This is a genomic window from Algoriphagus sp. PAP.12 (assembly GCF_026652115.1).
Taxonomy (GTDB): domain Bacteria; phylum Bacteroidota; class Bacteroidia; order Cytophagales; family Cyclobacteriaceae; genus Algoriphagus.
Map to the genome: position 1 here is coordinate 89411 of NZ_JAPPSQ010000016.1, position 24334 is coordinate 113744.

Sequence of the window (24334 nt, forward strand, 5' to 3'; positions counted from 1 at the left end):
TGAAGAAATATAGACTTTGTATGCTAAACCGATTGAAATTGTCTATTACTTCTTCTAGGGTGTGATTTTGCAACTTTACTCTTGACAGTCTGGACAAAAGGACAAGTGGCAAATTCTTGCCAACCTGATTTTTTGATGAAGTCCAAGGTTTTCATTACCAAGTCTTCACCTATGCCTTTTCTTCTGAATTCTTCTGGAACAAAAGTGAAAAACAGTTCAAATAGATCCTCATTTCTTCTAAAGTAGATATATGCATAAATGTGGTCTTCGACCTCAAATTCAAATCTGCATTTCTTAGGACTATAGAGAAGATCGTAAAACATGATCAATTTGCCTTAAAAGATGAATTCAAATGACTGTTATTTCAACCATCATTTACTCTTTAGACAGGAAAATTGAAAAAGGTCACATCTTCATTCCATTTATTTAAAATTTATAAGAGTAGCCTAATCTTATCACTTGAGTTTCATAATAATCTGAGCTGGTATAGTTAAAGCCTGTCCCATTGATTGTTTTTTTGATCACAAGGGAATTGAATAAATCAGTAGCATTGGCAAAAAGACTTCCTCGTCCATTCTGAATAGCTTTTTTCACTCCTGCATCCACTGAAAAGCGTCCCTCGATTCTTCCCTGAGGGATAATATCTGGCGCCAAATATACTGCGGTCAATTGTGCTTCAGTGTTTTGCCCAAACTTAAAGTTTCCATTTAGTTTTACGTTTCCTGAAAACATTTCCTGCTTTTCAATATCCAAAGTTTGCTCAATGGGATATAAAACATCAACAGAAAAAGCATCAATCTGATTTCTATACCCATTCAGGTTCAAATTTAGGCTAATGCGATCTGATAAATCTTGACTCAAGACGATCTCCATTCCTGAATTATAACTTTTACCGGCATTTTGAGAAATATTGTATATCAAGGTAGAATTATCCACCGTCGTAGCTATCCTTGTTATAGTACCGTCAGAAATCTTGTGATAGGCTGCTGTATACAATGAACCAGTCTCCCATTCATTCTTATATCCCAATTCAAAAGTATTTGTGAATTGAGGCTTTAAGGCGGGATTTCCAACTTTGATGATTTCTGCATCATCATATTTTGGGAAGATCCGGATGTCCACTTCGTCAGGTCTATCTACCCTTCTATTGAAGAAAGCGGACAACTTATTTTTATTATCGAATTTATAAGTCAGTCTTGCATTGGGAAAAGGCTGGAAATAATCATATCCATCACTTCGATAAGTATTATGGTTTGGGTCTACTTCGTATTTTAAGTTGACATATTCCAAGCGCATTCCTAGTTCAGCTTCAAGCTTCCGAACCTCATAAGTATAATTTCCATACACTGCCGGGATAGTTTCCTTGTAAGTGGCCAAACCATCAGCACCTGCATCCAAGACTGAATTAGTTTGAGAAGGATTGAATTGCATATTTGTGGGAATGGTCCTTCTCCTAAATTTGAACCCTGTCTCTAAAAACCCATGTTTAAAAGGTTTACTGTAATCTAAAGTAAAATCAGCCACTTTTTGATCCGCTATCAGAAAAAAGGATTCTTCAGTTGAGAAATCTGAAGTGGAATTTGAAAAGAAATACTTCTCATCCTCCCGATCAAAAGTATAATTGAATCCAATATTCAATTTTTGTCCGGGTTGTGAGAATTTATGTTCATAAGCAACAGATCCCATATATGCTGTCAATACCTCATCTTCCAGAAATTGCCAAAGTCGGTAGCTTTCCCCAGTGTTTCCATTGAAAAAAGGCTGGTCTCCATAGTCCTTGATTGACTCCTGACTAAAAAAGCCTGAGACTGTCAACGTATTTTGATCATTAATCAACCAATCAAGTCCGGCCTTGGAAGTGAAGAAATTTGTATTTCTATTCCTTTTCAATTGTTGATTGATAACAGTTCCATCATCGTAGGTACGAGTAACAAACTCATTCTTATTCAAAGTCTTTGTATACAGATTATCTGCCTGGAGAAAAAGATTGAGTTTTTTCTTTCGATAGTTTAAGGAAAGCGAGGGGTTGATTTTAGGGGTTGCTGAGTATTGAGGACGAATTCCCGGAAGGTTTTCCTTTCTCACCCAAAGGGCACCCAAACCTGTTGTAAGTCCGAACGTCCCATTCAATCCATATTGGTCATCCTTTTTTAGGATAATATTGATAATTCCGGCATTTCCATTTGCATCATATTTTGCAGATGGATTATTGATGATTTCAATTCGCTCCACTGCTGAAGAGGGAATATTTTCCAAACCATTTTGACTACCGAAACCTGTAATCGCAGTTTGCTTTCCATCAATTAAAACCATCACTTGGGAGTTTCCTCGAAGCTGAACCTGACTATCTTGAATCGTAATTCCAGGCAGATTACTCATTGACTGAAGAACTGATCCTCCACTCTGACTAATATTTTGATCCAGAGCATAGGTCTTTTTATCCAAGGCATTGGAAATGGCTTCCGCATTTGCTTGTACTACCACTTCATCAAGCTGTTGCGCATCTTCCTCTAGAAATAAGGAACCCAAATCCAGGTATTCTGAATTGGCTCCGACAAACAAGGGCGATTGCAAAGTTTGAAAGCCCAAAAAAGTCAGTTCAAGAGTATAATCTCCGGGCTTGATTTCAACAAGCGTAAATTGACCATTTTCCTGCGTGATAGTTCCGGATACAAAAGCCGCATCATTGCTTGATTTAAGTACAACATTGGCGAAAGGAATTGGCTCACCTGAACTTTTATCTTTTACTAGTCCAGAAATAGTTACTTCAGAGACTTGTGCAAAAGCTAACAAAGGAAAAAAAAGACAAAAAGCTAATAGACTCAGATTAATCTTCATCAGATTCATTTTCAATTTTCTTCTCAATTTTGCCTCTTGAATCGATCAACACCTCGTATTCATCTTCATCAACTTCAATTCCAAATTCATAAGCTATTCCCTCGGGAGATTCCACTCTTTCAGAAAATTCAAGGTCATAATCAGTAAATTCCTGATTAAGCAAATTAATTATATCTGCTGGTATTTCATCTATAGCTACTTCTGTCTCAGTTTCAAGCCAATCTCCAGAATTTGAAAAATTAGAGGAATATTCATGTCCTTCCAAGGAAAATTCTGCTTCCCACTCCTCTTCATTTTCGCGTCCCCATTCTACATTTTTTGCTTCTGGGAATCTTGAGCCAAACGCTTCCTTTACTGTCATCGGAACCTCTTTGTTGGATTTTTCTGAATCACATGCCTGGAAAGAAAATCCCAAGATGAGGATCCCCATATAAAATTGATTTTTCATTGTTACGAGTATTTTATGTTACTCGGGCAATGTCAGGAAGGATTTGGAAGAAATTTAGAATTTGGAAACCTAAGCTCAAAAACATGAAAAGACTTCAAGAATTTATAGTGAATTTCCCAATTGTTTTGTTTGACTATTTCCTTAACGATTGAAAGTCCTAGTCCACTACTGATTTTTTCGGCGGAAGAAGTAGAAAAACGCTCAAATAAATGCTGAGAATCCAATTCCTTCTCCCCTGAATTTGAGAAAGAAAGAAGATCTTTTTTAAGTACTATTTGAATAGAAGAATCTTTCGGACTATGCCTGATCGCATTTGAAAAAAGGTTATAAATCAAAGTTTCCAGTAGAAAAGAATTTGAAACTATTTCAATGGAATTCTCAACCTTTACTTCCAACAGGATATTCTTTTCCTTTAGATAATCCTCAAAAAGGATCTGGGATGTTTGTATAAATCCATACACATCCAATTCCTCTTTTTCTGAAAGTTGAAAATTCTCCACTTTGGCTAGGACCAAAAGGTTTTTATTGATCCTCGAAAGCCTAGAAAGAGGGGCTTGAATATCTTCCAATAAAGAAAGTGTTTCTGGGCTCAAACCTTTTTCTTGAAATAAAAGATCCATTTTAGATTTGAGCAGGGCTATTGGAGTCTGTAGTTCGTGAGAAGCATTTTCCGTGAATGATTTCTGAAGTCGGTATACATCCACATTATTATTCAAAAGGCTCCTCAACGAATGGTTCATTTCCTGAAACTCGAGAATGTCAGATTCCGGCAAATTAATAGATTGATCTTTGGATAAATTAAAGTCTTTCAATCGCTCAAGAGTGAGGTAAAAAGGTTTCCAGGTTTTCGAAGCTATGGCCCTATTGAGAACCATAAACCCTCCTACCAGGACTATAAAAAACAGGAATGTAACCACTGCTATGGCAAAAACTGTTTCGTCAGATTCCTCTACATTAGTCTCAACAGATATTCTATAATAATTTCCATTCAATTCTATATAAGAAATCAATCCACGAAATCTATCCTCTCCATCATCCACATCAAAGACATTGGGTCTGACAGCTTCAAATACACTGTCTTGAAAACTGGGTTTCTCATTGAGTTTTGTCAAGGAAACTCCCGGGTGGAGATCCCCCCAGATTGACGAAATCTCTTTCAATTCTTCTTCTGAATAGGATTTATTCTGCAGGTTCTCACGGGTATGTTGAAGGGTAAGCCAATTGTTTTCGTCCAATTCTGATATCCAGATATAATCTATCACCAGAAAGTAAACAGGGATACTCACCAATAAAATAACCAGTGAATAGATGGCAAATGCCTTGAGCGGCTTGTGTAGCAATTTGGTCATGCTTCCCATTTATACCCTGTTCCATAGATAGTTTTGATCATCTCACTGCAGCCGGCATCTTTCAATTTTCTTTTCAAGTTTTTGACATGTGCATAGACAAAATCATGGCTATCAAACATATCTGCAAAATCTCCCGAAAGATGTTCTGCCAATGCACTTTTGGAGAGAACACGATTTCTATTCCCTATGAAAAACAGAAGTAAATCATACTCCTTTTTGGTCAAAACCACTTCGATTTCATCCACTTGAACCTTTTTAGCCAAAAAATCAATTTTCAAGTTTTCAAAGGTTTTAACATTTTGGCTATCAAAATGACTTCGACGAATCAATGACTCTATTCGGGCAGCCAATTCGGCTTGGTGAAATGGTTTTGCCAAATAATCATCTGCTCCTAGGTTTAAACCTTTTACTTTATCCTCAAGGGAGTTCTTGGCAGAAATAATAATCACCCCTTCTTGTTTCCCCTCATTTTTCAAAAGTTGTAGCAAATCCAATCCACTCCCTCCTGGTAACATCAAATCCAAAAGGATGCAATCATATTCGTAATTGAGGATTTTTTCAGAAGCAGAATCAAAGTCCTTGGCAATTTCGCAGAGGTATTGTTTTTCAGACAAATACTGAATCACATCCTTTGCCAAGCTCTCTTCATCTTCAATAAGCAGGATTTTCATGATTCTAAATTGGAACCCAATTTGGAAGACTTTTAGAATTTATTGAAATAATTCTGAATGAAATTTGAATTCTTACCTCAGCCAGAGGTATTCATTTAGAAGTCCTCTCCCACCAGTCTTCTAATTCTTGAGTCAATTTCTTTACGACTTCAGGATTTTGGTTTGCCACATTGATTTTCTCAAATGGATCTTTTTTGATCTGATAGAGTTGGACAGCAATTCCTTTTTCCGGTTCGGCTAAAATCAGCTTCCAATCACCAGAAATGATCACACGATGCTCCAGACTTTTCTCAGGGGCATGTACATCCACCATATCATGAGAAAAATCCACTGCATAGATACTTTTTCGAGTTTCCAAAGCAGCTTGATCCAACACATTTATCCCTTCCATGGGAGTCACTCCTTCCAGACCTGTAACAGCTAAGGTGGTTGTTGGAATATCTACGCTACTTACCAAATGGGTAGTATCCACTTTGGGTGCAATACGGCCAGGCCAGTGAAACATGATCGGTGTTCGGATCCCGAAATCGGCAGGATCTTGTTTCGATCCCGGCATAAACTGATTGGTTTGATCGGGGTTTTGAATCCAGCCATTATCAACTACAAATACGACCATTGTATTTTTATCGAGAGAATTTTCTTTTAAAAAGTTCATTAACTCTCCCACCGTCAAATCCAGCCATTCGCACATTGCCCAATATTTGGCAATTGCTTCAGATGGAGCTTTGGGTAAATATTTTTGTAACAATGAATCCGGTGGAGTGTGTGGAGAATGTGGCAAGAATGGCGCATACCAAACCATAAAGGGCTTTTCCTCCTTTCCCGCCAATTGTATAAAATCATAAATCGGCTTCATTCCCTCCCTACCAATTGCCAAACCAGCGTCTCCATGCCTTCCACCGGTTGCAGCATTGCCATGGGTCATTCCATGGGTAAAGCCGGCATCTTTCCAGCTTTTCCCCCACCATTTCCCTGTTTGAAGCGATAGATACCCTGCCTTTCCTAGAGTCTGAGGGATGGTAGGTCTTTTCTGAAATTCATTTAAAAAGATTTGATATTCTTTAGATCTTTCCAACTGCCATTCAGGACTATATCTTCTTTCTTTAGACTCAAAGAGAGGATCATTGCCTGTAATTTTTGTTTGCTGAGGGTAAAGTCCGGTAATCAAAGTTGCCAATGAGGGACTACAAAGGGGAGCTGTTACGTATCCTCGGGTGAAGGTAAGTGACTCTTTTGCCAGCCGATCTATATTAGGGGTTTCAATTTGAGGATGCCCCATAAACCCGAAGTCTGTCCATCCCTGATCATCTGATATGATGTAAATGATATTGGGCTTTTCAGACTGCGCAAAAGCAGAAGAATAAGCAACACCAAGAAAAACTATTAAAAGGTAAGTTATCTTAATTCTTTTCATTAGGAGGTAGGGTCGATTGTCATATTACATGGGCTATTTCTTTAAGTTAAAAAGCTTTAATTTGACTTCTACCCTGCCATATCATGGTCAATGATTTATCTATCCTATTCCTCTAAGCGCTCTGGTGTCTTGGGAATCTGATTGGATAAGTGATTATTTCCATCTTTATCTTTATCCAAAACAAATGCATCATAAAGGTCTCCCCTAGCTGTAAAGGCCTTGTATTCCAACCTATCCTCTTTGATTTGAATCCATTGGAATAACTGTGTATTGAAGGCTTTACGGTCCATCCAAGGATCATTCCCCACATCATACATTTTGGGTCCAGCCACTGAAACAACATACATAGGGCCTTCCCCAATAACATCTTTTCCATCACGATTGAGGACTCTTCCCCTAGCATAAGCATGATCATGGCCCTGAAGAACCAAATCCACTTTATACTTTTCCAATATTGGCTGGATAAACTCAATCATATCCTCATTGATCCGGTCTGGTTTGGTTGAGAAAATCGGATAATGGAAAGTAATCACAGTCCATTTCTTAGGATTTTCGGTCAGTATCTTTTCCAACCATTCCACCTGAAGCATCTTTTTCTCAGGAATTTCATCAATCAATTCCGCGTCCAAAGAGATTACTTTCAACTCTGGATAATTGACCTCATAAGCCACCTCTTCCAACCCTTTTGGACCATTGGTCGGAAGATTGAATTGTGGTCTCCAATGATGAGATAAGGTTACAGGGTTCTTGGCATATTCATGATTTCCCGGTGACATCATGATCGGAGTAGAAGAATGAATGAATCCTCCAGCTTCGAACCACTCTCCCCATTCATAATCAGAATCCTCATGGTTGATCAAGTCTCCTGCATAAAGCATAAAATCTACTCTTGGATACTGAAAATAGGTTTCGCGAATGACCCTACTCCACATCGAAGCCACTTCATTTTGGGCATCTCCAAAGTAAATAAAACTGACATTGTGATCATTTTCAGGCATTTTAAACTGAAACCATTCACTCCAAGCCCGCTCATTACCAACCCGATAAACATAGGTTTCTCCTGCACTTAATCCATCCAAATCCACCTCATGATAGTGGGCTTCTACCTCTGGCTCATCGTCTTGCTGAGTTTTTAGGTAAGAGGTGGTGGCTTTTATTCTTAGAGGAGATTCAGCATGTTCCGGTCCGTCAGTTGCCACTGCAAATTCCAAAAAAGATTCCTTTTCGCTGATCCCAGTTCTCCAATTGATCCCGACAGCTGCAAGTGGATCCTCAGCCAGGTTCAGGATAATTCTATCTGGATTGATTTTCGGCAGATATTGTGGTTTCAGTTTAATTGAAGCCTCATCTTGAGCAAAGACCTGAGCGATTATCAAAAAATTGATACTTAGTGAAAGGAAAAAGATAGAATTAAAATGATTCTTAATTTCTGAAAAGTAAAATGACATTTTCTTATTAAAACCCAAAAGTAAATAGATCAGGCTATTCTTAATAAGATTAAATTCCCACTATTTAATTTAAAAATTATTTGAGAGCCCTACCCTATTTTTAAAACTATAAAATACTTTTAAAAGTACTAAAACTAGAATGGTTAATCATAGAAAGTTTTCAAAATCAGAACTCATTAACTCTGTAGCATCCTTTTAATTGCTCCCAATGCAACAATTTGTTCTCCAGATTTCACCTTTTGAACCATATCTGACTTCCAAAGTTGTGGAATCACATTTTTCTGACAGGAGTCTAGCAAAGCTTCCCAATATCCGGGTAATCGAATAGTACCTCCTCCAATAGAAATTTCATTGGGGTTCAATAAATTGATTAAACCTGCCAATGCTAAGCCCAGATAATATCCCCCTTCTCGGATTACCTCTAAAACCTTTTGATTTCCAATTGAAGCCTCCAAAACCATTTCTTGTGAAGTCATTCCTAATCGATCTGCCATATATTGACCACCAGATAGTTCATCCAACCGCTTCACTTCTCCTTTGTATTGAATTGGAAAATAACCCATCTCCCCAGCCCATCCATCAGCTCCCAACATGGGTTTACTATCTGAGATCAAAGCCGCTCCTATACCTGTCCCCACCATGATAACACCACCAGTAAAGGAATCTTCAACATCCCCATACTCCTGAGACAAGGCTGCTTTAATATCATTGCTTAAGAAGACTTTAAACGGTAAATCATTCCAATCTTGATCTGGAGACCAACCTTTCAAATTTGGTAAAACATCACACTCAACGATTTTATTGTTTTGGACTAAACCAGGCACTGCCAAACCAATACCCTGAATATTGAGTTGATTTTTTTTGATAAAATTTTGGATCGCAGATTTAAAATTCTCTCTATTAAACTCCTTTCCTGTTGGAATTTTTTGTTGGATCTTTCCATAAACTAATAGCATTTTGGTGCCACCCAAATCGATCCCTAAAAATTGATTGTTCATAAACGAGGGTCAAAATCAAATTATTCAATTACCAGAAAAACATCTCAAAGGACTCTTTCATTTATCTTTTGAAATGCCTTTACCTTTACAAACTCGGCTTTCAAAATAAATTTTGCCAACCGATTTCCAATATTTAAAAAATGATGGAAAATAACCAGATACTTCTTCAAACATCCAATCCCTGTTATGCTTTTTCCCATTATAATGCGACACAGTGGGGTGTTCTTTGTAATGAATTTGAGATTGAAATCTGGAATCAAAGACTTCATCAAACTCCCCAACTATTATCTGGATTTCAGGAATATTCCTGGAGAGTTTTAGAATAAACTCCACAGTGTTAGATGAAATCGGATACTTTTGAAAAAAACTAGGTTCCAATAACAAAACCCGATTTGAAGGTTTTTCTGTACCCCATGCAGGATCTAAATTGTAAAAATTGTAAACATAAATCGGAAGATCAGAATTCAGCTTAATTGCTTGACTCTTTGGCAGGAGAGTTTTCAATTCCAAATTTGAGATTTCTTCTAATTGTTCGGGAACAGGGATTTCTTTTATTTCTTCATATGATCTATCCAGAAATGTATTCTTCTGGTCAAAACCCGAAAATCTATTGATGGTTTCTTGGTTGACAAAATACTTTTTGGAGCTAAAAGAACCTGCGACCCATTGCCAACTTAAAGCATTACTTGCCCAATCAGCATCCAGCAGATGATAATACATCCATTTTGCAGGAGTCAACCAATGACTTCTTCCCATGTTGCAAACTAGGCTGGCAACAAACATCCTGGTATGATTATGCATATAACCTGTTTTGTAAAGACGATCAATCCCCTGATCCACAGCTTCAATACCGGTCTTTCCATCTACTACTGCTATGGGCAACAGATGATTGGAAACCCTTTCTTGAACTTGCTTGATATCCCGATCAATTTCGTCACCCAGCGATTTCCAAACCTGCTGAAAATAATCTCTCCAAGCCAGTTCCTTTAAAAAAACATCAATTTCCTCAGGCTTATACCCCCTTCTCAATACTGATTCAGCTATTAGTTTGGTAGAAATTACCCCTCTTGAAATATAAGGAGAAAGATAGGTCACTTTTCCATCAAGATAGTTCCTGGTCTTTCCATAAGCTATGGGATCAACAGCCTCTACTTGTGCTAAAATATTCTTATAGCCAGTCTCAAACATTTTATCTCTTAGAGATTTTATTATGTGTAATTAACCTCTGTCTAGAACATTTAAAACGCTGGATTTCACCAGACCTTTTGCTTTCATGCTTCAGACTTATTTTTTGATTTACCCGCTTTCTCCATCGCTTGAAACTGGAAGACTTCAACACCTTCCTCATTAATTGAATCACTTCCTTCTCCACAATCCCAAACTGGGTTTCAATGGCTTCAAAAGTTGTACGATCCTCCCAGGCCATCTCAATGATTCTATCTAATTCACTTTCACTAAACTTTTCTAATTCCATGATTTAGTTTATTCTTTTTAGCGTATGGTACCTATCCCACCATCCAAATGCAGAACTTGTCCGGTCATCCATTTACTTTCTTCACCTAAAAGAAACAAAGCAGCATTTGCAATATCCTCTGGGCTTCCAATAGCTTTTAAAGGATGCCTTTGCGCATTGGCCTCTCTTTTTTCTGGGGTAGAAAGAATACTCTGAGCCAAAGGAGTATCTGTAATTGAGGGTGCAATGCAATTCACCCTTATTTTAGGTGCTAATTCAGCCGATAAAGCCCGGGTTAAGCCTTCAATAGCACCTTTGCTACTGCTTACTAAACTGTGAAAACTGAATCCATTTTGCACTGCCACAGTGCTAAAAAGAACAATACTCGCCTGTTCAGATTTCTTTAAAGCAGCTAAACTAGCCTGTATGACTTTTACAGCACCTATTACCTGCAATTGATAATCTTTGATAAAATCATCCTCCTTGAATCGATGAAAGGGTTTGAGTTGAATTGATCCGGGGCAGTATATCAAACCATCCAGTTTCTCCGGAATAAATGAGAATTCAGATGATTCTTCCAAGACATTCAAATAATGAATAGTTGAATTAGTAGGAGTACTTTCAGGCTGGTTTTTGTAATAAGTTCCTATTACATGATGGTGTTGTCCCAAACGATTGAAAATTGCATTCCCTATCCCAGTACTACAGCCAATGATCAAGTAATTTTTCATCCATTTAAAACCCTGATCAAGACATTTTGTTTAGAAACTTATTTCAATAGAATACGCTAGCTCAACCTTCTACCAATGTATTCTCATGAGTCAAAACATGGCTTTTGACCTTTTCTTGAAATTGTTGAGGAGTTTGTCCTGTATGTTGCTTGAAAAATCTACTGAAATAAGATCTATCTTGGAACCCTAACTTAAAAGCAATTTCTTTCATCGTATTCTCACTATGGATTATTTGTCTTTTAGCTTCCAAAATCAACCGATCATGAATTAATTGAACTGCTGTCTTATTTAGTTTTTCCTTCAGGATTTGGTTTAAGCGCTTGGCACTAATTCCCAATTTTTCAGCATAAAAATCAGCTGTTCGCTCTGTTAGATATTGTACCTCCAAAAGCATCATAAATTCATAAACTCTCTTTTCATGCAAATCCTGTAAAGTAAAATGATGTTCTTTAAATTGGATAAGCTTCAGTAATAGTACTTTTAAGAGAGCTTTGAGCATTATTAGATTTGCTGCATCTTTTTGATATTCCTCCTCCATCAGACGATAAACGGCCGACAAACTTTTAGCATTTTCTTCATTCACCTGCAAACAGGAAAACTCTCCCTGAATATTGAATATTCTAAAGACATCCAGTAAAAACTCCTTTATATCGTCTTCCAATAGCTCCTTTTTAAACGAGATCAGTACTCCTTTTTTCCCTGCCTTATTCAATTGATGTACACGGTATGGAGGAATCAAGTAAATCCAATCACCCTTTAGTGTCTGAAAATCATGTTGAAGGGCATGAAGAGCCTCTTCATTTTGAAGCCAGACGATTTCAAAAAATTCTCTTCTGATCGGGTCATCCAAGTAGGCAGGAGGGCAATCTGCCAGATCTCTTATAAATATGACTTTATCTTGTAACATATTCCATTCAACTTTCTCTAGATACAATACTCTTGCGGGTATTTTCCAAATAATACCACAATAATAGACAATAACACCATGAGAGATTTGATCATGGGCAAATTATACCACACAAGTATCAGATTGTATACGTCTAAGCCCTGAATCCGATCCTAGTTTTGCAATCCCTATTTCAACAAACCTTTTAAGAAATGGAAGCTACTATCAAGGATACTTTGGTCCATCAGCTCAATCAGGCATCTCAGTCAATCGCTCATGAGCATGAGAGACTCAGAAACCAACTGGATTTCTCAGATTTAGAAGGATTGATATCTGAAATCAAATCTGCAAGACGCATCTTTTTGATTGGAATGGGAAGAAGTGGCTTTATGATGAAAGCTGCTGCCATGCGACTCATGCATTTGGGATACCAAGTCCATGTGGTAGGAGAAACTACAAGTCCTGCAATCGAAAGTGGAGATTTATTGATTGCAGGCAGTGGGAGCGGCACAACCAAAACCATTGTCAATGCAGCCAAAACAGCTCTTTCAGTAGGCGCTCGAGTCGCCTGCTTTACCACTCAAACCAACTCTCCATTGGCTGAACTTTCCGATCAAATTATCAAAATCGAGGCTGCGCAAAAGCAAGAACAGCAAGAGGAAGTTTCTATCCAATATGCTGGAAGTCTGTTTGAGCAAGCCCTGCTATTGACCTTTGACTCGATCATTCAAGTAATGTGGAAATCTATGGGAAGCAGCGCAGATGAGCTCTGGAAAAGACACAGCAATTTAGAGTAATAAGCAAAAATTCAAATACAGACATTTACATAAACCAACAAATACTTATGGCAAAATTACAAGTTGCAATCGACCTATTAAACACAGCTGATGCTATCGCATTGGCGACCCAAGTTGCTCCCTATATCGACATTATCGAATTGGGTACTCCCCTGATCAAAAGTGAAGGACTTTCTGCTATCACTGCAATGAAAGAAGCTTTTCCAGATAAATTGGTCTTTGCTGATTTCAAAACTGCAGATGCTGGTGGATTGGAAGCCGAAATGGCATTTAAAGCCGGTGCGGATAACATTACCATTTTGGGTGCCACAGGTGATTCAACCATTAAAGGAGCAGTAGAAGCAGCAAAAGCTTATGGAAAAGCAGTGGTAGTAGATACTATCGGAGTCAAAGATAGAGTGAAGCGAGCGCAGGAAGTAATAGCATTAGGTGTAGAGTTCGTAGAACTACATGCTGGTTTAGACGAGCAGGCAGAAGAGGGATATTCAGTTCAGGTATTGATAGATGAAGCTTCCAGAGCTGGGGTTCCAGTATCCATTGCAGGCGGAGTCAATAAAAACAGCATCCAAGCAGTTAAAAACTCAGGAGCAGTAGTGGCAGTTGCCGGAGCAGCGATTTATGGCGCTGAGAATCCTGCTGAAGCAGCAAAAGAATTAAAAGCATTATTGCAGTAAAAAACGAAATAGGTCATTCATTTAGCAAAACCTCCAGGAAATATATCTGGAGGTTTTCTTTTTTTCACCTACTCGGATCTCAACAAATGGCTTAACTTTAAACCATGGCAAAACAACCTGAAGTCTGGCTGAGAGGCCCAATTCCTGCCTATCCCATGGAGCTACAGCCAGTAGCCCATGCGATATTGCAAGCTCAAGAAGAAATTCATCAGTTAATGGCGAATTTTCCGAAGGAAAAACTTTGGGAAAAGCCTGCAGGCATGGCCTCACCTGCTTTCCACATCAGGCATATCGGAGGGGTACTGGATCGCATGTGTACCTATGCCAAAGCTGAGCCCCTGACTGAGGAGCAATTCGCTTATCTAAAATCGGAAGGGGTACCAAACGAAGACGTGACAACCCAAGACCTTCTTAATGTACTAAACATTCAAATTGCTTCCTTTTTGACCTTTCTGGAAAATGTAGACCCCAAAACATTAACTGAAAATAGAGGGGTTGGAAGAGCTCAATTACCTTCTACAGTGGGAGGATTGCTATTTCATGCTGCCGAGCACATGCAGCGACATTTTGGACAGTTGTTGGTGACGGTGAAGGTGATACTTCATGCCAGGTAAGTAATAGGTTCATCTTACTTCCTAATCCTCACTCAAAACCCCATAACCTTTCCTGTTCTTCCCCGTTCATTTTTAAAATTGCATTTCGATCATTTTCAGAATTGAAACCCAAATTCACATATAGTCATTTCTATTTTTTTGAAGCTCTAGCTAGATTCATGGATGGGCTTTTATTTTCCAATTTAATTGGGTCCTATCATTCTTTTGCTGTAAAATCTTATTCCTACCAAGGATAAGATCTTCGGATTTTTTCTTTTCAATTATGAGCGAATACGTTGCTATCCCTTTCTGTAATCCCAATAGTCTTTCTAAAAGAGGGAAGTTCTATATTCTCTTGTTTTCATGTAACAAGGCCTTTATCAAGCTGCTCTCCTGTCAATAGGCAAGGAGAGCATCCCTTCTTTTTCTGAAGGCCAATTCCCAATTGGTGTACCGGCGTATATGCGCAATGGGAAAGGTACACTCTTTTCTATCTAAAAATATCAAACATGAAACTTCAATTAAAAGAATCAGATTACCTGATTATTCGATCCTTAATAACTAATTCCAAAACCCAAATCCCTCTAAATGAAAAATTGAAACTTGAAGAGGAAATTCAAAAAAGCAGAATCATCAAAGACAGGAATTTCCCATCGGATGTAGTATGCCTGGGATGCCGGGTTGAAATACTGGATCTGAATTCTATGATAAAAAATACGCTTATCATTGTACTTCCGGAGGAAGCTCGGATCAAAGAGCAAAAAATCTCCTTATTTGCCCCCTTGGCTATAGCTCTTTTGGGTGAAAAAGAAGGTAAAATCATCCAATGGAAAGTCCAAAGAGGAACTTTGAGATTAAAAATCATCAAAGTAGAACAGACAGTGGATTAATTCAAGGGTCATTTCATTTCCGAGGTCCTGAAATGGACCTCGGAAATTGATAAAAGTTTGCCAAGTATTTTGCTATATTATTTTGGAAACAAAAAGATCAATACGGCTCTCCAGCCCCAATCGGCTTTCCCTCCATCAGGAGCAGCAAGGTTTAACCTTGGTCCGACAACAAATTGTGTTTTTTGTTTCCCCAAAGAAGTAACAGCGCTAAAGGTAGGATTGAACCAGACTGTAGAAGTGGATGCACTCCAGTTTTGAGTCCATTCCATATTTGCTCCGACTCCTGCACCTGATTTCCAGTTATAAACCAAAAAAGGCTGAACAAACATCTGACTGACATCTGGACGATCAGCATTACCGGCAACAGACCAAATTTGATTGACTAAGCCTCCCAAAGTCCATCCATTCATCTGTTTCAATGCAACTGCAGTGGGGCCTACGCCAAATTTTTTGGTTGTAAGAAAATCATTGGTTCCCGTTGGTAGTAGAAGTGCAGGACCAACACCCCAAGTTATTTTTTCAGAATTTTTAGGTGAGAAAAATGCGGAAACAACTGCATCCGAAAGACCTGCTTGTTTTTCACCAGGTGCAGTGACATTATATTGCGTAACAACAGGTAGCACCATTCTAGTGATTAGATTAATGTCTTTGGTAATAGAGATAGGCAAGACAGGTTGAATATTCATAGTATTTCTAGTACCCTGCCAATCCCCAATCCCATAATCGGTATTGTTTTGCAATGGTAAAGAAATCAAAGAGGCTATTGGATTAGCAAGTTTTTTTGCAAGCTCTGCCGCATCATCCTGAGCAAATGAACTACCCATGGAAATCAATAAAAATGAAATTAAAAGAAGGTTTTTTTTCATGATTGATGGTCTATTAACTGTTTTCAGAATCAAACTAAGAAATCCCAACATAACAAGTGAATTATATTACAAGTACTGAAAAAATATTGATTGAGTTTTATTTAAATCTCAATTCACTCTTTTTATTTCATTTATTACAACCTTCTTTTATAATTATGTTAGTTGACCTGTATTGATAATTACGAACTAAACTAATTCTTTCTTATATATCAAGCCCTAAACTCAAAAAAATGATTTTAATACTTAGGGTAAAAAAATGCAGGTGTTGCCAATAAATTAAATTTAACCTAAAATTTTAATGGGCAACTGAAAATTCAGATTGATTCAATTGTTCATAAACTCCATCCCACAATTCTATTCTTTTTTGTAGGGATTTTATAACTGCAATTTCAACCTCCGCCCATTTTTGCTCATCGTCTCCACAAAGGTTTTCTGTCATCTGTAAAGCCAAATGACTGTGATGATCTCCATCCACTTCGATATGTCTTTCGAGGTAATATTTGAAAATAGAAACCTGGTCTGGGAATTTTGCATGCATGTCTTTTACAATAGACAAAAACATTCCGGGAATCAAATCTTCTCTCCCGAAAGTAAATACTGCAGCATTTAGGTAATCTTTCTCTCTTGAGATGATATCAAAGGTATAATTCACAAAATCCAATGCATTCTGTGGGGCTTTAGATGCTTGACCTGCCAATTCAAAATCACCTGAACGCTGAAGGGTATGTAAGAAATTCTCTATAGGCTCTACATCTGCACCGCATTGCACCATGGCATCCAGATACATTTCATAGTGACTCTTTCTATTTCCTGATGCGTCGACATCGGACTCTTCTCCGTTCACGATCTCATTGATCAAAAAACGTGTTTCCGGATCACCAACAGGATACCAAGGAACAGTGGTACAGGTCAATTGATTTTGTAGAACTTTTAGAAGTGACATAAAGTCCCAAACAGCAAAAACGTGGGACTGCATAAATAACTGAAGGTCTTCTAAATCCTGAATAGCGCCGTATACCTTATGATTGATGATTGCTTGCCTATACGGCTCGATTGCTTCTTGAATTTTTTGTATCTGAGAGGTCATGACCTTTTAGTGCTAAATTTTACTATTGATGCAAACCCTAATAGTGGTGGAAGGGTTCATAGAATTTTCTTCCTAGCTCATAATCAATGATTTTATTTAATAGATGGAAAAAAAGCCTACAAAACTGTAGGCCCTTCTGGTTAGAGTTCAAATCCTGTTAAATAATATAATTAGCGACACCACCATCTACTCTCAAGGCTGCACCATTGGTTGCTGAAGACAAAGGACTGGCTATATAGGTCACCATATTCGCTACTTCCTCAGCTTCTGCAAATCGCTGGATCAAAGAAGTAGGTCTTCTATTCGCGAAGAAATCCTCCAGAATCGCATCAACAGTTGTGTTGTTTTCTTTTGCCGCATTTTCCAGCTCTCTGATATTCGCTCTGCTATAAGTTGGGCCTGGTAGCACCGAATTGACTGTCACATTACTTCCCTTACTCAATCTGGCCAAGCCTCTTGAAACTGCCAATTGTGCCGTTTTGCTAAATCCATAATGCACCATTTCGGTAGGAATATTCAAAGCAGATTCACTGGAAATGAATATGATTCTCCCCTCATTTTTCTCCATCATTTTCGGGAAATAATGTCTGGAAAGGCGAACCCCACTCATCACATTGATTTCAAACATTTCAAACCATTCTTCGTCCGTGATTTCTTCAAATTCCACTTGATTGAAAATACCCACGTTGTTTACTAGAATATCCACTTCAGGCACTTCCAATAGTAATTGGAGAATATCATCTTTTTTAGAAAAGTCCGCTGCTACTCCAATTATTGACTCGTTCCCAGTTTCTTCTTTTAAAGCCTTCACGGCTTCATCCACAGCACTTTGCTTTCTTCCATTCAAAATTACTTTCGCACCCTCTGCAGCTAGTCCTTTGGCTATGGCATATCCTATACCTGCTGTTGAGCCTGTGACTAATGCTTTTTTTCCTGTCAGTTGTAAATCCATGTTTTTGTGATTGGTTTAACTAAGGTTTAAAATCTTATTGATCTGAAATAAAAATCGATGTTACCTGTCGTGATTATTGATTTATCAGAATTAAGAAAGAAACAGTCTTGAAAGGGAAAGGAGTTCCTATTCCCTCCTATTTGTCGCAAAACACCACTATTATAAAAGAAGAAATCTCTAAATTTCTTCCTTTAAAAATCAATTTTAATCCCAGAATAAAATGGCTCAGATTAACCCGCATATAAACTTCAATGGTAATGCAGAAGAAGCTTTTACCTTTTATAAATCCGCTTTTGGTGGAGAATTTTCAAAAATCATCCGCTTCAAAGATTTGGCTGGACCAGAATTCCCAGTAGCCGAGAAAGAGGCTAATAAAATTATGCACATTGAACTACCTATTGGAAGCTGCAAGTTGATGGGAAATGATGTTCCCGAAATATTAGGAAGAACCAATGAAAATGAAAATAGAAGTAAAATTTCAATAGACACCACTAGTAAAGAGGAAGCCGATCGAATTTTTAATGGACTCTCTGAAGGAGGTCAGATTGAAATGCCCATGGATAATAGCCCTTGGGGAACTTATTTTGGAATGTTTAGAGATAAATATGGAATCGAATGGATGGTAAGTTTTGATCCAAATGGATAAAAAAAAGCACCACAGAATCCCGTGGCGCTTTTACTCTCAAACGAAATAGAGCTATCTATTTCTAGGGGCTAGCAAATATTTTATTTCTTATCTTTTTTGAAATCTCCGTTTTTGAAAACCAAAGCTTCTTTGATATTGGCCAAAATAGCCTCATAGGCTTCTCCATTGCCATCCTCATTATTTGGTCCCACTTCAATCAATCCATCCATATTTCCATCTGAAACAAGGGTTGGTGACACTCCCTCTAGGAATTTATCCATGAAGAAAGTCAACAAAAGTTCTTGAGAACCTTCCACTTCCAGCCCTTGGTTAAACTGGAATACCACTTCATCTTCCAAGTCGATGTACATGACTGCGGGGACTCCAAACCAAGTAGCTTTAGTCACTACTGAATTACCATAGATATCATCTTCTTCAGCAACATCCATAGCTTTTACCAAGTCAAAAGTTACTTTGCCATAAACTCCATTATATGCCAATCCAGAAGCAACTGGAGCCACATAAATTTGTCCATCTTCTACAAGAGTCAATACAACGGGATCTTTTTCTTTGATATGGATGACACTAGGTTTATCCTTTCCTTTATCCTTATTCTTTCCAGTATCCTTATCCTGGCCCTTCAACATCATTTTCAGATTGTCAATTGAAATGGTCACATCTGTAATCTCAAAGTTCCCATAGACAAGATTGTTGATTCTGGCATTGGGATCATCAGTACTATTCCCTACAGTTGCAGAAATAGTGACTTGGCTTTCTCCTTCCACTATCTGTGTATCTTCATTTTCTGTACAAGACCACATGAGGGTTGCAGCAGAAGAAGCAATCATCCATGTTTTCCAATTTTTGAGTGTTTTCATAATTTTTGGTTTGATTAGGTATTGATTAAAATTATTTAAGGGTTATAGTTTTCAATTTTCGCTCGTTCCGATTTCTTTCCATTTGACATTTGAAAATTCACCATTTCGGACTTCCACAAAAGTCCCATTGTATTGATCTTCAGCATCAAATTGGAAGGTTCCCGAAATGGATTGATTGAGAGTATCAAAAGAAGTTACTGTCAGACTCATCAAATTGGCATGATTGGAACTAGCCTTAAAAAGTGTATCAGTTTCATTCTTCGAAGTACGTTCTTCAACCCCTCCCATAACTCCTTCAAAGGAACCAACAATTTCCTCGTTATAAATCCATTCTTGCATAGGATCATCAGTCTGAACCTCTTCTAATGAATTCCCTGCCAACTTAAAACCTACAGCCCTAGCCCCTCCTTGATATTGACTAACACCGAATACCGTGAGAAGAAAAGTTCCGTTTTCTCTTTGCATTTCTGCAATGATAAAATCCATCGCTGCTAAACTCTGATTCCCAGCAGCCTCAAAATCCTCCCCATTGACCTCACATTCAATTTTTCCATTCTTATCACTCTCAGGAAAAATATCCTGAACTAGGTCACATCCACTTACTATATGTAGGAATCCTAGAATAAAAAGCACTACAATGAAACGGTAGAAATGAAATTTCATAAAACTCATTTTAATAGGTTGTAAATAGGCTTTATTAGACTGGTTATTTTGGGTACAATATTCCTCAATCTGTTGGGCTTACTAACAATCTTTCTTTCATTTCAATTACTTCAAATGACCATTAAGGCTATTTAAAGAGACATAAAAGAATCTCTACTATAATAACTCATATCTTATGCCAATACAGCATAACAAAACAATTCATCATACAAAAAAAAATACCCACATTAATATATTGAATTTCAGAGACTTAAATAAAAAAGGTAAGTTTTTATAGATAATAAATTATAGAAATAAAATCAAAAACAATAAACCTAATAAATAATACTAAAAAGAATATTTAAAACTAAAATGAATATTAAAATATATATTTAACTAAATCCTATATAAATTCTTTACAAATCAATCAGCAAATAAATTAGGTAACCTAACAAAACATCATCTAGGAAAGTCTAATATGAAGAATTTGTAAATTCACCAAAACGAAGAAGAGAATTCCGTTTAAATTCCTAATTTAGAATCCAGTATTTCAATAAATCAATAAACATCAATGTCAAAGTTTTTCCTTTTCGCTCTATCATTTTTCATGGTATCCCTCGCTTCTTTTTCTCAAAACAGCTTCAACAAAAACAAAGTGATAGCCCATCGAGGAGCTTGGAAGGCAAATGGGCTACCTCAAAACTCTTTAGCCTCTCTAAATCAGGCAGTGGAATTGGGTTGCGAAGGCTCTGAATTCGACGTATGGATGACTTCTGATGGGAAGTTGGTAGTAAGTCATGATTCAGATCATGATGGTATCCCTATTGAAACCACTACATTAAAAGAATTGAGAAAACACAGACTTTCAAATGGTGAGAAAATACCTACTGTTGAAGAATACCTGAAGAAGGGAATGAAACAGCAAGGGACAAAGCTGATTTTTGAAATAAAACCATCTAAAATCAGTACTGAAAGAAGTGAAGAGCTTGCTGCAAAATGCGTGGCCTTGGTGAAAAAACTGAAAGCTGAAAAATGGGTTGATTATATCACTTTTAGCTATGAAGCTGGCCTAAAAGTAATAGAGCTCGATCCAAATGCCAATGTCGCTTACCTAACGGGAAATAAAAACCCACAAGAATTGAAGGATGCAGGATTTTTTGGATTTGATTACAATATCAAAGTTTTAAAAGACAAGCCTGAATGGATTAAAGAAGCACAAGCCTTGGGACTAACAGTTAATGCTTGGACTGTTAATAGCAAAGAAGATCTTGAATGGCTTTTGGATCAAAATCCTGATTTTATTACTACTGATCAACCGGAATTATTATTTGAGATTTTGAGAAGTAGATAGAAGTGATTGGGAAATTAAAGTTTAATTCAAAAGGCTGAAGTCAGAAAGCTGAAAGATAACAAGGGTTGTGAAGGTTGTGATTGTTGTGTGCCTTCTGCGTTGTTGTAATTTGAAAATTGAAAAATTGCAAAATTGGGAAATCGAATAGGAAGGGTTTAGAGAGTAGCGATTAGAGAGCAGAGATTTGTGAATCATCAATGCTCAATTTTCAATTCTCAATATCGATGAATACCGGTAGAAATCGGCACCTTGGCCGGAAGGGCTGGGATTACTTAGAAGAATATTCCTTTTCAATTTAGCCCAGAAGGGGCGCAACGTTGAATAGCCATACCAGTGGTAGGCAGGCCCGTGGCTTTAGCCCAGGGAAAAATGAAATAAAAGCCATTTCCCTCAGCCATGGGATTCCAATTGACAATCTAACCTAGTGCCGAGGAGAGAACGAATTCAGTAAACAGTGGTCGGTGGTCTGTGTTCAGTCCCTAGACAATAGTCCATGGTCCATAGTGGGAAGTGGGATGTTAAGTCAGAAAGATAAAATAAGAAAGCTAAAAAGGGTTGGAAGAGTTGTGGTTGTTATACGAAGCGCTTTAGTGAACGCTAAATTTCAAATCTCAAAATTCGAATCTCAAATCAATTGGCCCCAAGCACTGAGATTTCTTAGAAATGAAATCGTAAAATAAACAAAGAACCTTCGATTGTAAACTTGGCACATTGTATTTTGTACTAACTACTTGATTCTTGGCTCTCTGCTCTAAGTTCTTGATTTACCACATAATCACCGGTCTACTATCATCCGGTTCATTGTCTCTGAACAGGCTGAAGACTGCCGTGAACTCATGGATCTGCCCCGGTAGATTGTAGGAATAGCCTCCCATCGGGAATTCATACACATAGCCGATCCTCACCCGCTTGGTCACCACGCCCAGCTGCATATTGGTCGCAAAGTCCAGCCTGTGGCCTCCTCCCACCCAGATCTTGTTCATCAATAAGACCTTCAGGTTAAACTCTGTCAGATCCGGTAAGCCCTTTTGGCTTCTGTAGAAGGCATTCGTAATCACTGCCAGATTTGGGCTGATGGCTTCTCTAAAGCCTGCCTGGATCATCTTCGCTGCCGGATAGCCATCCATAAACTCATCCCCCGAAGTGATTTTGCCTCCGTTCACCCGGTGCATCCCGTAAGAGATATAATACTTTGCATGAGTTAGCGCAATCCCCAGATTGAAGTCTACCACATTCATATTGGAAAACTGACCGATGTACTGGCCCAAAGTCTGGTCATTCTGCTCCTCTGTTGTCAGGGAGTTGCCATCCAGTCGGATACTCTGATAGCTCACCCCTGCTCCCAGTCTCAGGTTATGCTTCTCGGTCAAGCGGATTCTAGAGGCGTAGTTCAACATCAGCTCGGTTTCCCGAAACGCTCCATAGGTATCATGAAGCAGATTCAATGAGACTGCATTCTTGCCCGTCAGCTCTGGGTCTCTTTCCCCCGAAAGCTCCCCAAGGTCCAGCTCTGTGCTGAAAAAATAGGTCTTCGGTGCTCCCTCAAAGCCTGACCACTGATTTCTCACAAAGCCTCTCACAGTACTCCCCTCATAGCCTGTCAATCCCGGATTGAAGTAACTCTGGAAGTGACTGAAGTTGGAGATGTATTTGGTCGACTGGGAATAGCCTATCGGGGAGGTTATTAAACCTATCAATATGATCAGTCCTGTAAAATATAATCGTCTCATGTCCGTCTTTTGAAAAATTCTCTTTTGCTCTGATTTCTGATTCTGGAATAAGGGGATGGGAATCTTGTCCCACCCCAATTTGCTTCTTTTGACTTTATTGCCTCAAAAGGTTCAGTACACCTCTTCTTACCTCTCCGGTCTCTTCTACCTCGATCACCCAGTAGTAGGCTCCCACTCCCATCTCTTCTCCTTCAAAAGTGCCATCCCACTTCACATCCGGATCCTCAGTGTAGAACAGACGTCTGCCTCCTCGGTCGAATACCTGGATTCTCGAGCCACTGTAGTATCTCAAGGCCGGTACTCCCCAGGTGTCGTTCACCCCATCAGCGTTAGGTGTAAAGGTGTTCACCACATCCAACTGGCTCAACGGTGTTCTCAGTCTGGTGATCAGGAAGGTTTTCTGGATCACATTGCCTCCTCGGTCTTCTACCTGAAGGACCACCTCAAACTGGGTCTCTCCTGCCCGCTGTTCCTGTGAACTCCAGAACAGGATGCCATCGATCACCTCAAAGAGCTCATTGTCTCCCATGCCTTCCGGAAGGCTCAGGCTATGCTGATCATCCGTCGGGTCAACTACCGTGAAGTAGCCGATCTCCTGGAAGTACTCATCCGGTATACCGATGAATTCATTCTCACTCAAGGTCACATCCGTCGGTGCCGGCTTGGCCAGTACCTCGATGCTCAGCTCGGCCATCAGATCACCTGTATTGAAGATGCCCGGAATGGTGCCGATTGTTCCTGCATAGGCTGTCGTTCCGCTCATCAGTGGATCATAGCCTGTCAGATCCCAGGTCACCCCTACATTCACCATCTCTCCCAAGCCGGTGATCGCCAAGACTTCGGTTGGTAGGTTCAGGCTTGCCTCAGGAGTATTCCAATCCACCTGGATGGATTGAGCTACCAATTCACTGATCGATCTCTCCTGGATATAGTCCGGTACGCCGTCCTCATCTGTATCCTGGGCATCATCCGGATCACTTGGATCGGTTCCCTGCTGCACTTCCACATAGTCA

Annotated in this window: 25 protein-coding genes; 6 read left to right on the plus strand and 19 right to left on the minus strand. The window is 38.7% G+C overall.

Features of this window, described 5'->3' with window-relative positions; genetic code table 11:
• Positions 1-23: 23 nt before the first annotated feature.
• The 12 genes from O0V13_RS17095 to O0V13_RS17150 all read right to left on the minus strand — a co-directional run bounded on the left by O0V13_RS17095 (position 24) and on the right by O0V13_RS17150 (position 12257).
• A complete protein-coding gene (locus O0V13_RS17095; RefSeq protein WP_268036194.1) occupies positions 24-323 on the minus strand; it encodes a GNAT family N-acetyltransferase in 300 nt (99 codons plus the stop codon).
• Positions 324-426: 103 nt separating this feature from the next.
• Positions 427-2838, minus strand: coding sequence for a TonB-dependent receptor domain-containing protein (locus tag O0V13_RS17100; RefSeq protein ID WP_268036195.1), 2412 nt, complete (start codon positions 2836-2838; stop codon positions 427-429).
• Positions 2828-3286, minus strand: coding sequence for a PepSY-like domain-containing protein (locus O0V13_RS17105; RefSeq protein ID WP_268036196.1), 459 nt, complete (start codon positions 3284-3286; stop codon positions 2828-2830). Before O0V13_RS17105 ends, O0V13_RS17100 begins: the two co-directional genes overlap by 11 nt.
• A 32-nt stretch (positions 3287-3318) precedes the next feature.
• Positions 3319-4635, minus strand: a complete 1317-nt coding sequence (porY, locus tag O0V13_RS17110) for a sensor histidine kinase (RefSeq protein WP_268036197.1) — start codon at positions 4633-4635, stop codon at positions 3319-3321.
• Complete coding sequence (locus O0V13_RS17115) at positions 4632-5306, minus strand: response regulator transcription factor (protein ID WP_268036198.1); 675 nt, start codon at positions 5304-5306, stop codon at positions 4632-4634. The genes porY and O0V13_RS17115 overlap by 4 nt, the downstream gene beginning before the upstream one ends.
• A 91-nt stretch (positions 5307-5397) precedes the next feature.
• The gene (locus tag O0V13_RS17120; protein WP_268036199.1) at positions 5398-6720 is read right to left on the minus strand and encodes a sulfatase family protein; all 1323 of its coding nucleotides are present in this window, start codon (positions 6718-6720) and stop codon (positions 5398-5400) included.
• Positions 6721-6824: 104 nt separating this feature from the next.
• Positions 6825-8168, minus strand: a complete 1344-nt coding sequence (locus O0V13_RS17125; RefSeq protein WP_268036200.1) for a purple acid phosphatase family protein — start codon at positions 8166-8168, stop codon at positions 6825-6827.
• Between the two features lie 176 nt (positions 8169-8344).
• Complete coding sequence (locus O0V13_RS17130) at positions 8345-9166, minus strand: ROK family protein (protein ID WP_268036201.1); 822 nt, start codon at positions 9164-9166, stop codon at positions 8345-8347.
• A 57-nt stretch (positions 9167-9223) separates the two neighbouring features.
• Positions 9224-10354, minus strand: coding sequence for an FAD-binding domain-containing protein (locus tag O0V13_RS17135; RefSeq protein WP_268036202.1), 1131 nt, complete (start codon positions 10352-10354; stop codon positions 9224-9226).
• Between the two features lies 1 nt (position 10355).
• On the minus strand, positions 10356-10640 hold the full coding sequence (locus tag O0V13_RS17140; RefSeq protein ID WP_268036203.1) for a TIGR03643 family protein: 285 nt from the start codon (positions 10638-10640) through the stop codon (positions 10356-10358).
• A gap of 17 nt (positions 10641-10657) precedes the next feature.
• The gene (locus tag O0V13_RS17145; protein ID WP_268036204.1) at positions 10658-11350 is read right to left on the minus strand and encodes an SDR family NAD(P)-dependent oxidoreductase; all 693 of its coding nucleotides are present in this window, start codon (positions 11348-11350) and stop codon (positions 10658-10660) included.
• Between the two features lie 61 nt (positions 11351-11411).
• Entirely contained in the window at positions 11412-12257 is an 846-nt protein-coding gene (locus O0V13_RS17150; RefSeq protein WP_268036205.1) for a helix-turn-helix domain-containing protein, read from the minus strand.
• Positions 12258-12448: 191 nt separating this feature from the next.
• On the opposite strand from O0V13_RS17150, the gene hxlB reads away from it, so the two are divergent.
• The 4 genes from hxlB (at position 12449) to O0V13_RS17170 (ending at position 15190) form a co-directional block, all read left to right on the plus strand.
• Positions 12449-13033, plus strand: coding sequence for a 6-phospho-3-hexuloisomerase (gene hxlB, locus O0V13_RS17155; protein WP_268036206.1), 585 nt, complete (start codon positions 12449-12451; stop codon positions 13031-13033).
• 47 nt (positions 13034-13080) lie between these two features.
• The gene (gene hxlA, locus O0V13_RS17160; protein WP_268036207.1) at positions 13081-13707 is read left to right on the plus strand and encodes a 3-hexulose-6-phosphate synthase; all 627 of its coding nucleotides are present in this window, start codon (positions 13081-13083) and stop codon (positions 13705-13707) included.
• A gap of 104 nt (positions 13708-13811) precedes the next feature.
• Complete coding sequence (locus tag O0V13_RS17165; protein WP_268036208.1) at positions 13812-14321, plus strand: DinB family protein; 510 nt, start codon at positions 13812-13814, stop codon at positions 14319-14321.
• A gap of 488 nt (positions 14322-14809) precedes the next feature.
• On the plus strand, positions 14810-15190 hold the full coding sequence (locus O0V13_RS17170) for a GreA/GreB family elongation factor (protein ID WP_268036209.1): 381 nt from the start codon (positions 14810-14812) through the stop codon (positions 15188-15190).
• Between the two features lie 77 nt (positions 15191-15267).
• On the opposite strand, the gene O0V13_RS17175 is transcribed toward O0V13_RS17170, so the two are convergent.
• The 3 genes from O0V13_RS17175 to O0V13_RS17185 all read right to left on the minus strand — a co-directional run bounded on the left by O0V13_RS17175 (position 15268) and on the right by O0V13_RS17185 (position 18095).
• On the minus strand, positions 15268-16056 hold the full coding sequence (locus O0V13_RS17175; protein ID WP_268036210.1) for a hypothetical protein: 789 nt from the start codon (positions 16054-16056) through the stop codon (positions 15268-15270).
• Between the two features lie 295 nt (positions 16057-16351).
• Positions 16352-17143 carry a DUF3050 domain-containing protein gene (locus tag O0V13_RS17180; protein WP_268036211.1) on the minus strand — a complete coding sequence of 264 codons (792 nt, stop codon included), beginning with the start codon at positions 17141-17143 and terminating at the stop codon, positions 16352-16354.
• A 157-nt stretch (positions 17144-17300) separates the two neighbouring features.
• Positions 17301-18095: an SDR family NAD(P)-dependent oxidoreductase gene (locus O0V13_RS17185; RefSeq protein WP_268036212.1), complete on the minus strand. Its 795-nt coding sequence runs from the start codon at positions 18093-18095 to the stop codon at positions 17301-17303.
• Positions 18096-18315: 220 nt separating this feature from the next.
• Between O0V13_RS17185 and O0V13_RS17190 the strand changes: the two genes are divergently transcribed.
• Complete coding sequence (locus tag O0V13_RS17190) at positions 18316-18741, plus strand: VOC family protein (RefSeq protein WP_268036213.1); 426 nt, start codon at positions 18316-18318, stop codon at positions 18739-18741.
• 80 nt (positions 18742-18821) lie between these two features.
• On the opposite strand, the gene O0V13_RS17195 is transcribed toward O0V13_RS17190, so the two are convergent.
• Together O0V13_RS17195 and O0V13_RS17200 are read right to left on the minus strand one after the other, a co-directional pair.
• A complete protein-coding gene (locus O0V13_RS17195) occupies positions 18822-19598 on the minus strand; it encodes a hypothetical protein (protein WP_268036214.1) in 777 nt (258 codons plus the stop codon).
• A 51-nt stretch (positions 19599-19649) separates the two neighbouring features.
• Positions 19650-20261, minus strand: coding sequence for a hypothetical protein (locus O0V13_RS17200; RefSeq protein ID WP_268036215.1), 612 nt, complete (start codon positions 20259-20261; stop codon positions 19650-19652).
• 550 nt (positions 20262-20811) lie between these two features.
• Here O0V13_RS17200 and O0V13_RS17205 point away from each other — a divergent pair.
• Positions 20812-21591, plus strand: a complete 780-nt coding sequence (locus tag O0V13_RS17205) for a glycerophosphodiester phosphodiesterase (RefSeq protein ID WP_268036216.1) — start codon at positions 20812-20814, stop codon at positions 21589-21591.
• A 764-nt stretch (positions 21592-22355) separates the two neighbouring features.
• Here O0V13_RS17205 and O0V13_RS17210 read toward each other — a convergent pair.
• Together O0V13_RS17210 and O0V13_RS17215 are read right to left on the minus strand one after the other, a co-directional pair.
• Positions 22356-23321: a PorP/SprF family type IX secretion system membrane protein gene (locus tag O0V13_RS17210; RefSeq protein ID WP_268036217.1), complete on the minus strand. Its 966-nt coding sequence runs from the start codon at positions 23319-23321 to the stop codon at positions 22356-22358.
• A gap of 94 nt (positions 23322-23415) precedes the next feature.
• Positions 23416-24334: T9SS type B sorting domain-containing protein (locus tag O0V13_RS17215; protein WP_268036218.1), on the minus strand; the 919-nt coding region annotated here is incomplete at its 5' end.

Bases quoted from the DNA above. Each gene is read 5' to 3' on its own strand.
- O0V13_RS17175 (WP_268036210.1), bottom strand. From the start codon at position 16,056: ATGAAAAAAAACCTTCTTTTAATTTCATTTTTATTGATTTCCATGGGT.
- O0V13_RS17200 (WP_268036215.1), bottom strand. From the start codon at position 20,261: ATGAAATTTCATTTCTACCGTTTCATTGTAGTGCTTTTTATTCTAGGA.
- hxlA (WP_268036207.1), top strand. From the start codon at position 13,081: ATGGCAAAATTACAAGTTGCAATCGACCTATTAAACACAGCTGATGCT.
- O0V13_RS17185 (WP_268036212.1), bottom strand. From the start codon at position 18,095: ATGGATTTACAACTGACAGGAAAAAAAGCATTAGTCACAGGCTCAACA.
- O0V13_RS17180 (WP_268036211.1), bottom strand. From the start codon at position 17,143: ATGACCTCTCAGATACAAAAAATTCAAGAAGCAATCGAGCCGTATAGG.
- O0V13_RS17125 (WP_268036200.1), bottom strand. From the start codon at position 8,168: ATGTCATTTTACTTTTCAGAAATTAAGAATCATTTTAATTCTATCTTT.
- O0V13_RS17140 (WP_268036203.1), bottom strand. From the start codon at position 10,640: ATGGAATTAGAAAAGTTTAGTGAAAGTGAATTAGATAGAATCATTGAG.
- O0V13_RS17210 (WP_268036217.1), bottom strand. From the start codon at position 23,321: ATGAGACGATTATATTTTACAGGACTGATCATATTGATAGGTTTAATA.
- O0V13_RS17170 (WP_268036209.1), top strand. From the start codon at position 14,810: ATGAAACTTCAATTAAAAGAATCAGATTACCTGATTATTCGATCCTTA.
- O0V13_RS17100 (WP_268036195.1), bottom strand. From the start codon at position 2,838: ATGAAGATTAATCTGAGTCTATTAGCTTTTTGTCTTTTTTTTCCTTTG.
- O0V13_RS17135 (WP_268036202.1), bottom strand. From the start codon at position 10,354: ATGTTTGAGACTGGCTATAAGAATATTTTAGCACAAGTAGAGGCTGTT.
- O0V13_RS17095 (WP_268036194.1), bottom strand. From the start codon at position 323: ATGTTTTACGATCTTCTCTATAGTCCTAAGAAATGCAGATTTGAATTT.
- O0V13_RS17115 (WP_268036198.1), bottom strand. From the start codon at position 5,306: ATGAAAATCCTGCTTATTGAAGATGAAGAGAGCTTGGCAAAGGATGTG.
- O0V13_RS17205 (WP_268036216.1), top strand. From the start codon at position 20,812: ATGTCAAAGTTTTTCCTTTTCGCTCTATCATTTTTCATGGTATCCCTC.
- O0V13_RS17165 (WP_268036208.1), top strand. From the start codon at position 13,812: ATGGCAAAACAACCTGAAGTCTGGCTGAGAGGCCCAATTCCTGCCTAT.
- hxlB (WP_268036206.1), top strand. From the start codon at position 12,449: ATGGAAGCTACTATCAAGGATACTTTGGTCCATCAGCTCAATCAGGCA.
- O0V13_RS17120 (WP_268036199.1), bottom strand. From the start codon at position 6,720: ATGAAAAGAATTAAGATAACTTACCTTTTAATAGTTTTTCTTGGTGTT.
- O0V13_RS17195 (WP_268036214.1), bottom strand. From the start codon at position 19,598: ATGAAAACACTCAAAAATTGGAAAACATGGATGATTGCTTCTTCTGCT.
- porY (WP_268036197.1), bottom strand. From the start codon at position 4,635: ATGACCAAATTGCTACACAAGCCGCTCAAGGCATTTGCCATCTATTCA.
- O0V13_RS17150 (WP_268036205.1), bottom strand. From the start codon at position 12,257: ATGTTACAAGATAAAGTCATATTTATAAGAGATCTGGCAGATTGCCCT.
- O0V13_RS17130 (WP_268036201.1), bottom strand. From the start codon at position 9,166: ATGAACAATCAATTTTTAGGGATCGATTTGGGTGGCACCAAAATGCTA.
- O0V13_RS17105 (WP_268036196.1), bottom strand. From the start codon at position 3,286: ATGAAAAATCAATTTTATATGGGGATCCTCATCTTGGGATTTTCTTTC.
- O0V13_RS17145 (WP_268036204.1), bottom strand. From the start codon at position 11,350: ATGAAAAATTACTTGATCATTGGCTGTAGTACTGGGATAGGGAATGCA.
- O0V13_RS17190 (WP_268036213.1), top strand. From the start codon at position 18,316: ATGGCTCAGATTAACCCGCATATAAACTTCAATGGTAATGCAGAAGAA.